The organism is Streptomyces sp. NPDC005393 (genome assembly GCF_040606675.1).
GTDB lineage: Bacteria > Actinomycetota > Actinomycetes > Streptomycetales > Streptomycetaceae > Streptomyces.
On record NZ_JBEXFG010000096.1, the window covers coordinates 1 to 9,516 of the forward strand.

The following is a 9,516-nucleotide window of genomic DNA, read 5'->3' on the forward strand; positions in this document are numbered from 1 at the left end:
CAGCTCAAGCAGATCGAAGAATTCATGACCTGGTGCAAGGACCGGGACATCAAGGCCGGTCACCTCTACCGCCAGCAGGAATGGCGCTGGTAGTCGACTCGCGCAGCCGCCTCACCACACCCATCCCCTACGACCGAGGTTGACGATGGGACCGGTCGTTCACCTCTCGGGAGGCACTCCCATGGCCGCGACCCGGCTGAAGAAAGAGGAGCTGCACACCAGCGTCTCCGACCCGGTGCTCGACACCATGAATTTCCTCAATGGGATCACCCACCGCTATCCCAAGGCGATCTCATTCGCGCCGGGCCGTCCCTACGACGGATTTTTGGACGTCGAGCAGATAGTCACGCACATCCGCAGATATCTGAGCCACCTCGAGGAGAACGGCGCTTCGGCCGCCGATATCCGCGACGTGATCTTGCAGTACGGACCGACCAGCGGCCGGATCCGCGAGCTGATCGCCGACTCGCTGCGCAAGGACGAGAACATCGACGTGGCACCCGAGGCCATCGTGGTCACGGTGGGCTGCCAGGAGGCAATGTTCCTCACCCTGCGCGCGGTCCTTTCGGCGCCCGAGGACGTACTCCTCGTCTCCAGCCCTTGCTACGTCGGGATCACCGGCGCCGCCCGCGTGCTCGGCTTCGAACCGGCTCCCGTCCAGGAACGCCCCGACGGCTTCCACTGCGCCGACCTCGCGACGGTGCTCGCGGCGGAACGCGCGCGTGGCAGCCGTCCCCGTGCGTTCTACGTGGTCCCCGACCACGCCAATCCCTCCGGCAACACCATGTCGATCGAGGAGCGCCACGCCCTGCTGGCACTGGCGGCCCGGGAGGATATCCTCATCCTGGAGGACAGCCCCTACCGCCTCGTGAGCCCCGGGCCCCAGGAGCCAACCCTCAAGTCCCTCGACCGGGCGCAGCGGGTCGTCCACCTGGGCTCCTACTCCAAGACTCTCTTCCCAGGCGCCCGGGTCGGGTTCGCCGTCGCCGACCAGCCCGTCGTGGACCAGGAGGGGAACACCGGTCTGCTGGCCGACGAGATCACCAAGATCAAGAGCATGATCACGGTGAACACCTCCCCGCTGGGCCAGGCCGCGGTCGCGGGCATGCTGCTTGCCGCCGACGGGCGGACCTCGGAACTCAACACCGAGACAACCGCCTACTACGGCAGCGCCATGCGGGCCATCCTCCAGGAGCTGGACTCGGCCTTCCCAGCCCCCGACAGGGCGGCCGTCGGCGTGCGCTGGAACGAACCGAGCGGCGGGTTCTTCCTGACCGTCGACACTCCGTTTCGCGCGGACAACGCCGCGCTGGTGCGTTCGGCGGAGGAGTACGGGGTCATCTGGACGCCCATGTCCTATTTCTATCCCCGAGACGGCGGCGATCACAGTCTCCGCCTGTCCGTCAGCTACCTGAGCAACGAAGAAATCGTCGAAGGAGTCGCCCGGCTCGCGCGCTTCATCCGGGAGGAGTCCCGGCGCGCGCGCTGAGCCGCGCGCCGACCCCGCATCCAACCCTCATCCACCACCCGACGGAAAGCGATCGACGTGTTGGCACCACAGTCCCTTGTCCGCAGCAAGCCTCGTACGTGGGGATGGAAATTCCGATGACCATCAGCCTGACCGCCCCCGGCGTCTTCGACGTACCGGAACCCGACCGCAGGAAGACCATCGGCGCCGCCCGGATCACGAGCGTCGCCACCGACGTCCCCGAAACCTCCTACAGCCAGCGGGAACTCCTCGACATTTGCGCGATTACGGACCCCAGGGTCCGGTCGGTGTTCCTGAACAGCGCGATCGAGCGCCGTTTCCTCACGCTGCCTGCGCGGGCCGAGGACGGCACCCTCCTCACCGAGACCCAGGGCGAACTCCTAGCCAAGCACAAGCAGGTCGCCCTCGGCATGGGCGTCCGGGCAGTGCGCGCCGCACTGGAGAACGTCGGCCTCGACATCGAGGACATCGACTACCTGTCCTGCACCACCACCACCGGCTTCCTCACCCCGGGCCTGAGCGCCCACCTCATCCGCGAGATGGGCATCTCGGCGAAGACCAGCCGGGTGGACGTCGTCGGCATGGGCTGTAACGCCGGACTGAACGCGCTGAACGCCACTTCGAGCTGGGCCGTGGCCAACCCCGGCAAGGTCGCCGTCATGCTGTGTGCGGAAGCGTGCTCGGCCGCCTACGTGATCGACGGGAGCATGCGCACCGCTGTTGTGAACAGCCTGTTCGGCGACGGCGCCGCAGCGATCGTACTGATCGCCGATTCCCCTGACACCGCCTACGCCGCGGCCGACGTACCGGCCTCGCCCGGCGGACCGCGGATCCTGGGCTTCGCCAGCCACCTGATCACCGACGCCATCGACGCGATGCGCTACGACTGGGACGACGACCAGGGGAAGTTCAGCTTCTACCTGGACCCGCAGGTCCCCTACGTCGTCGGCGCCCACGCGGAACAGGTGGTCGACCGGCTGCTGAACAACGCCGGACTGCACCGCAGCGAAATCAGCCAGTGGCTGGTGCACTCCGGCGGTAAGAAGGTCATCGACGCGGTCCGCGTGAACCTCGGCCTGACCCGGCACGACGTCCGCCACACCACAGGGGTGCTGCGCGACTACGGGAACCTGTCGAGCGGATCGTTCCTGTTCTCCTATGAACGTCTGCTTCAGGAAGCGGCCACCAAGGCCGGCGACTACGGCGTCCTGATGACCATGGGCCCTGGCTCGACCATCGAGACAGCGCTGGTGCAATGGTGAGCAACGAGCAGACGAAGGATGTCATGAACTCTCCCTTCGGGATCGAAGCGCAGCTCGCGGCGGAGGACCTGGCCCTCCGGATCGACGGAAGCAAGCCCCTGTCGGCCGAAGCGGTCGCGGCCGTGACCGCCGTCTGCGATAACGCCGAGGACCGCGCCGGCCAGGCTCCGGTGATCGTCCAGGTCTCCGGCACCCCGACCGAGCCGTGGACCGAGGACCTCTCGGTGTCGTTGGTCAGCAAGTGGGAACGCGCGCTGCGGCGCCTCGAGCGCCTGCCCCGCCCCACCATCGCGATCGCCGTAGGCGACTGCGGCGGGATCGCGCTGGACGCGCTGCTGGCGACCGACTACCGCATCGCCACCGGCTCGGTGTGCCTGACGATGCCCGTCAACAACGGCGCCACCTGGCCGGGCATGGCGGTGTACCGACTCGCCAACCACGGGGTGTTCGCCGCGGCAATCCGCAGGGCAGTGCTGTTCGGCACCCCCATCGAGGCCGCCGACGCGCTCAGCATGCACCTGGTCGACGAGGTTACCGAAGACGTGGCCGACTCCCTCGCGCGGACCGCCGAACGGACGGGCGCCGTCCAGGGCAGCGAACTGGCGATCCGACGTCAGCTGATGCTCGACGCCACCACTACCGGTTTCGAGGAAGCGCTCGGGGCCCACCTGGCGGCCTGCGACCGCACGCTGCGACGGGCCGCCTCCGAGGCAGCGGCATGACCGCCGCGGACATGACGTCCGGGCCGGACGAGGATTCGCGCACCGTGCGCGCGGATCTCGGCCGGGCCCGGACGGCGGTCACCCATGCGGCGAAGCGTACTGACGACTTGCTGAAAGCACTGCCCGCCGCGGAACACCGCTCCCCCGAGCAGCGCGCCACCGCTCTGGCGGCGCTCAACGCCACCCGGGCCGTGCGTTCCGCGTTCCTGGACGTGCACACGAAAGCCGTCTACGGCGAGCTGACTGGAGGCCGCACCCGTCACCTGAGGGTGGCCGAGCTGGCCCGGGCCGCGGCAGTGGCCTTCCCCGGGCTGGTGCCGACCGACGAGCAGCTCACGGCAGAGCGTGCACTGCCGCAGGCCCGCAAGGAGGGCCGTGAAGTCGACCAGGGCATCTTCTTCCGGCACGTCCTGGGCTCGCCGAAGGCGGGCCCGCACCTGCTCGACGCGATGCTGCGCCCCACAGAGCGCGCCCTTGCCCTGCTCCCGGAATTCCGGGAAGCGGGCAGGGTCGATCTGGCCTCCGTCAGGCTGGAACGCACCGGCGCCGTGGCCCGGCTGACCCTGTGCCGCGAGGACTCGCTGAACGCGGAGGACAATCAGCAGGTCGACGACATGGAGACCGCCGTCGACCTCGTCCTCTTAGACCCTGCGGTGGAGGTCGGCCTGGTGCGCGGCGGGGAGATGACCCACCCGCGCTACCGGGGCAAGCGTGTCTTCAGCGCCGGCATCAACCTCAAGTCGCTGCATGGCGGCGGCATCTCCCTGACCGACTTTCTGCTGCGCCGCGAGCTCGGCTACATCCATAAATTGGTGAGGGGCGTACTGACGGACGACGGCACCACGGCTTGGCGGTCCCGCACCGTGGAGAAGCCGTGGGTCGCTGTGGTGGACACTTTTGCGATCGGCGGCGGCTGCCAGCTGCTGCTCGCCTTCGACCACGTGATCGCAGCCGCGGACGCGTACCTCAGCCTTCCCGCCGCCCAGGAAGGGATTATTCCGGGCGCCTCGAACTACCGGCTGACCCGGTCGGTAGGGCCCCGGGCCGCTCGACAGATCATCCTGGAAGGCCGACGGATCTTCGCGAGCGAACCGGACGCCCGGCTACTGGTCGACGAGGTCCACGACCAGTTCGGCCTCGACGCGGCCGTCGAAGGCGCCGTGGAGCGCCTGCAGGGTTCCGCGGTGCTCGCCAACCGGCGGATGCTCAACTTCGCCGAGGAATCCCCCGACGTCTTCCGCGTGTACATGGCCGAGTTCGCGCTGCAGCAGTCGCTGCGCCTTTACAGCCCTGACGTGATCGAGAAGGTCGGCCGTTTTTCCGCGGCATCGGCCGACGCTTCCGCCTCGGTCGCCGTGGGTTCCGTCGGCGCGAAGCCTTCCGGCGATTAACCTCGGCCGACCGGACGGCGCATACGGAGGCCGGCCGAAGCCCGATGTAGGCCGGGTGCTCCGTCGCACCCGCCGTCGAGACCACGACCGAACTATGGAGGTACCGTGCCCAACGTTCGTGCCCGCGTCGGACAGTTCGCGACCAGGCGCATCTGGAAATCGATCTCCTGGCTGGAGCGGCGGATGACGGCGACGTCGCCGGTCGGCGACAAGCCCTTCTTCCCCGACGACACCTTCGCGTGGGCCACGATCCTCGAAGAGAACTGGCGCGACATCCGCCAGGAGCTGGACGAGCTGCTGGTGCACCGGGACGAGCTGCCCAACTTCCAGGACATCTCCGTCGCCCAGCGCAGCCTCACCCAGGACGACCAGTGGAAGACGTACTTCTTCGCTGGTTACGGCATCGACTTCGAGACCAATCGTGAGCGGTGCCCGCGGACGATCGAGCTGCTGAAGCACGTCGACGGCCTGTCCACGGCCTTTTTCTCCGTCCTCGGCCCGGGCAAGCGGCTGCACGAACACCGCGGTCCGTACAAGGGCGTGCTGCGCTATCACCTGGCGCTGAAGATCCCCGAGCCGCAGAACGGCTGCGGCATTCGCGTGGGAGGTGAGACGGCCCACTGGGAGGAGGGCCGGAGCATGGTGTTCGACGACACCTTCCCGCACGAGGCCTGGAACGAGACCGACGAGGACCGGGTGGTCCTGTTCATGGACATCGTCCGCCCGCTGAAGTTCCCTTACGCGATCCTCAACCGCTGGGCGCTCAAGTACATCGCCAGTACGCCGTTCGTCCAAGACGCCAAGGACAAGCACTCGGCCTGGGAGAAGCAGTTTGAGACCATGCGCCAGGACGCGGACCGCGCCGACACCAGGTGACCACCGGCCCCGTAGCAGCGCGTGTCGCCGCGCGGGTACGCGACTGCCCCGGCTCCCCGTCGGGGAGCCGGGGCAGTCGCGTACCCAGTGTCTATGGCGCGATCAGCTTGACCGGCATGAGTTCCGGGCCGTTGACGACAATCGAATCCAGCAGCTTCGGCTCGCCGTCGAGTTCGACACAGATTGAGCGGGCCAGCAACTCCTTGTAAAGCAGCCGCAGTTCGACTCGCGCGAGCATGCTGCCGAGGCAGAAGTGCTCGCCGTACCCCAGGGACAGGTGACGGTTCGGCTGCCGAGTGATGTCGAACCGGTCGGGCTCGTCGAAGATCGTCTCGTCACGGTTGGCCGACGGCAGCCAGAAGGTCACCCGGTCGCCGACCTCCACGCGGCGGCCATGGATCTCCGCCGGGCGTAACGCGGTGCGCATGATGTGCGTGGCGGTGGAGGTCCAGCGGAGGATCTCCTCGACAGCCCCGGGCACCAGCGCCTCGTCCTCCGAGAGGCGCTGCCACTGCTCGGGGTGCTCCAGGAGGGCGAGCATGCCGCCGGCCGCGGCGATCCGCGTGTTCTCGGTGCCCCCGACGAGCAGGTTATTGCAGTTGAGGATAATGTCCTCGGCGTCGAGGGGCTTCCCGTCGATGCTCGCCGTCGCCAGCACGCTCACCAGGTCGTCGGCCGGATCGTCCGCCTTCTCCTCCTGGAGTTCCTCGAAGTACCCGAGGATGTCGAGATGGGCGAACCTGCGGGTGGCCGCGTCCCCGGCGCCGAAGGCCTGGCTCGTTAACGTGTAGAGGCGGTCCCAGTCGGATCGCGGCACGCCCATCATCTTGCAGATCACGTACAGGGGCACGCGCGCGGCGATGTCCGCCACGAAATCGCAGCTCCCGAGCCCCAGGGCCTTGTCGATTACATCGCGGGCGACGTCATGCATCCCCGCCTCTATGGCGCGTACCGACCGGACCGCGAACCACTTGTCGACCAGGCTGCGGAGCTGCCCGTGCCGGGGCGCGTCGGTGAGGGCCAAGGTGCGGCCACCGCCGGGATCGGCTCCGTGATCCGCGGGCCGCAGGAGAATTCCCTGCGCCGAGCTGAAGGTCTCGGAGTCGCGGTATGCCGCGCGGATGTCGTCGTACCTGGTAAGCGCCCAGAATCCCGGGAGGTCCGTGGGCGGATGCCAGTACATGGGCTCGTTGGCGCGCAGCCATCGCCACTGCACGAACGGGTCGCCATCCGAATAGAGCTTGGGGTCCACCAGGTTGATCTCCGGTGGCTGATCGGCCGTCTCACTGCGCATGCAGATGCCTCACGAGTCTTCTGGATTCCAGGAGCGGGAATGCGATGTATACGACGCGTCAGAGTCGATGGAGGGATGACGCTTCAAGCGCGTTCGCGCTTATCAAGGGCGGAGCAAATGGTATTTATCGAGGAGAGTTTCACGATGGCACATGCCTTGCCAAGGCGTCAAGATCGTGCAATACGCGCGAAGTCGCTACACCAGGCAGGGTGAGGTCGCCCTGAATCGGTGGCCCTACCGGAGGCTCCACGGTGGTGGCCACGCCATGTCAAACGGGTGTCCAACTGCGGCGACAGCGCAGTTGAACTGTGCTTTCCGCCGTGCTGAGTTGCCTGTCCATGAGGACGGAGTCGCAGGTCGGAGGCTTTGCGGCGGTCGGGCGGGAACCGGGCCTCGGAGCATTGAGCAACCGCGCCGCCCTGGGTCATAGTGAATCACCACCGCAGAGTTCCGATGTCCCGTGAGATGGGCGTGCCGGCAGCATGATTTCGAGCCGGTCACCCGATTCGGCCTAATGTCGCCATATGCGTACCAACCGACGGGAAATGCGCTGGTGAAAGCTACTGACAACGCGTCAATGTCATTGCCCAGAGAGGACAACGTGATGACGAATCCGTTCGACGACCCCGATGCCAACTACCTGGTCCTGGTTAACGATGAGGGACAGCACTCGCTCTGGCCGGTGTTCGTCGACGTACCGGAAGGATGGAACACGGTTTTCGGGGAGGCCGGACGCCAGGAGTGCCTCGACCACATCGACCAGAACTGGACCGACATGCGCCCCAAGAGCCTGATCGAAGCTATGCAGGCCAAGTAGTACCTGTAGCACGGCGGACCTGGGATCGGCAGTGGCCGACCCCGGGTATCCGCTGCGCCATGAACTGCTCTGAGCGCGGCGACGATCGCCGCTCGGGCGATATGTGATCTGCCGGCCCTATCGGCCCAGATCGCCCAAGAAGCGTGAACCACCTGGTCACAGCTTTGATCCAGAGACCTGGGCGGTAATGCGGCATGCCTTGAAGGCGGCGGGCCCTGCTGTTCCAGTCGATGACTCGAACCGATTGGAGTGTGCGGGTATGGCTACGTCTGAGGGCGAGCTCCGGGAACTGATGGCCGGACAGCTTGCGGTTTGGTACGCACAGCAGCTCGCACCGGACAATCGGGGCTTCAGCATCGCCGAATACCTGGAGATCAGGGGCGCGGTCAATCCCGACCTGCTGGTGGAGGCCGCGCGGCGCAGGCTGCGCGAGGCCGAGAGCCTGCGCCTGCGCATCCGGGTGGTTGACGGTACCCCCTGGCAGTACGTGCACGATGAACGGGACTACCCCGTGCACATCGTCGATGTGAGCGATGAGGCCGACCCGCGCACGGCCGCCGAGGACTGGATGCGCGCCGATCTGAGCCGCCGGGTGGACCTCGTGGGTGCCCCGCTCTCCGCCAACGCGGTCATCAAGCTTGGCAACGATCTCCACTTCTGGTACACCCGCGTCCACCACCTGGTCATGGACGGTCTGGGCGGCATGGTGCTCGCCACCCGCGGCGCCGAGATCTACAGGTCGCTCCTGGAAGGCCGCGGCCTCGAGGACGGCGCCTTGGAGCCGGTGTCCGTATTGATCGAGGGCGAACACGCCTACCGGGCATCCGCCGAGACCGAACAGGACCGGCAGTACTGGAACGGCGTCCTCTCGAACCTGTCGCAGGAGACCCTGACCGGTAACGCCGACCGGGCCCGCCGAGCCAAGCTCGCCCCGACCCGGCACACGGACGGCATCGGCATCCAGGAGGCCGCCGCCCTCAAGAGGGCCGCGCGGCGCCTGAGGACCAACCTCGCAGGGTTGCTGATCACCGCCGCGGCCCTGTACGAACACCGTGTCAACGGCACGCGGGACGTCGTGATCGGCGTCCCCGTACGTGGCCGGGCGGGACACCGGGAGGCTGGCATCCCCGGCATGACCTCCAACATCATCCCGCTCTGCCTGACGATCGACCCGCAGACCACGGTCGCGGACGCCGTCCGCCAGACGTCGCGGGCGGTCCGGGAGGGTCTGCGTCACCAGCGGTACCGGCACGAGGAAGTCCTTCGCGACCTGAAGATGGTCGACCGCGTTCTGTGCGGGCTGCACATCAACGTCATGTCGTTCGACTACGACCTGCAGTTCGGTGATGCCCCCGCCACCGCGCACAACCTCTCCACCGGCCCCGTCGACGGGATCCGGATCGACGTCTACGACCGGTCCGGCCTGCAGATCAACGTCGACGCCAACCCGGACGTCCACGACCTGGCGTCGGTCTCCGACGTACTCCGACGCTTCATGTACGTGGTGAATTGGCTTGGCGCGGCGTCTCCCGAGGAATTCGTCGGACGGGTCGACCTTCTCGACGAGGCGGAGCGGCAGCAGGTGCTTTTGGGGTGGAATGACACGGGGGTGGGGTTGCCGGCGGGGACGTTGGGTGGGTTGTTTGAGGCGCAGGTGGTGCGGAC

8 protein-coding genes are annotated in these 9,516 nt (G+C 67.3%); 7 read left to right on the top strand and 1 reads right to left on the bottom strand.

What is annotated here, in order from left to right; translation table 11 throughout:
- Positions 1–181 precede the first annotated feature (181 nt).
- The 5 genes from ABZS71_RS35020 to ABZS71_RS35040 all read left to right on the top strand — a co-directional run bounded on the left by ABZS71_RS35020 (position 182) and on the right by ABZS71_RS35040 (position 5,740).
- Positions 182–1,489 (top strand): PLP-dependent aminotransferase family protein, encoded by a 1,308-nt coding sequence (locus tag ABZS71_RS35020; RefSeq protein ID WP_356216743.1) that lies wholly within the window; start codon positions 182–184, stop codon positions 1,487–1,489.
- Positions 1,490–1,605: 116 nt separating this feature from the next.
- A complete protein-coding gene (gene dpgA, locus ABZS71_RS35025) occupies positions 1,606–2,751 on the top strand; it encodes a 3,5-dihydroxyphenylacetyl-CoA synthase DpgA (RefSeq protein ID WP_356216746.1) in 1,146 nt (381 codons plus the stop codon).
- A gap of 23 nt (positions 2,752–2,774) precedes the next feature.
- The gene (gene dpgB, locus ABZS71_RS35030) at positions 2,775–3,473 is read left to right on the top strand and encodes an enoyl-CoA-hydratase DpgB (RefSeq protein WP_356216749.1); all 699 of its coding nucleotides are present in this window, start codon (positions 2,775–2,777) and stop codon (positions 3,471–3,473) included.
- The gene (gene dpgC / locus ABZS71_RS35035) at positions 3,470–4,864 is read left to right on the top strand and encodes a (3,5-dihydroxyphenyl)acetyl-CoA 1,2-dioxygenase DpgC (protein ID WP_356216752.1); all 1,395 of its coding nucleotides are present in this window, start codon (positions 3,470–3,472) and stop codon (positions 4,862–4,864) included. The genes dpgB and dpgC overlap by 4 nt, the downstream gene beginning before the upstream one ends.
- Positions 4,865–4,969: 105 nt before the next feature.
- Complete coding sequence (locus ABZS71_RS35040; protein WP_356216755.1) at positions 4,970–5,740, top strand: aspartyl/asparaginyl beta-hydroxylase domain-containing protein; 771 nt, start codon at positions 4,970–4,972, stop codon at positions 5,738–5,740.
- A gap of 91 nt (positions 5,741–5,831) precedes the next feature.
- Here ABZS71_RS35040 and ABZS71_RS35045 read toward each other — a convergent pair whose 3' ends face one another.
- On the bottom strand, positions 5,832–7,034 hold the full coding sequence (locus tag ABZS71_RS35045) for a cytochrome P450 (RefSeq protein ID WP_356216758.1): 1,203 nt from the start codon (positions 7,032–7,034) through the stop codon (positions 5,832–5,834).
- Positions 7,035–7,638: 604 nt separating this feature from the next.
- Here ABZS71_RS35045 and ABZS71_RS35050 point away from each other — a divergent pair.
- Entirely contained in the window at positions 7,639–7,851 is a 213-nt protein-coding gene (locus ABZS71_RS35050) for an MbtH family protein (protein WP_356216761.1), read from the top strand.
- Between the two features lie 259 nt (positions 7,852–8,110).
- Positions 8,111–9,516 (top strand): condensation domain-containing protein (locus ABZS71_RS35055; protein WP_356216764.1); only part of this gene is annotated, 1,406 nt, incomplete at its 3' end.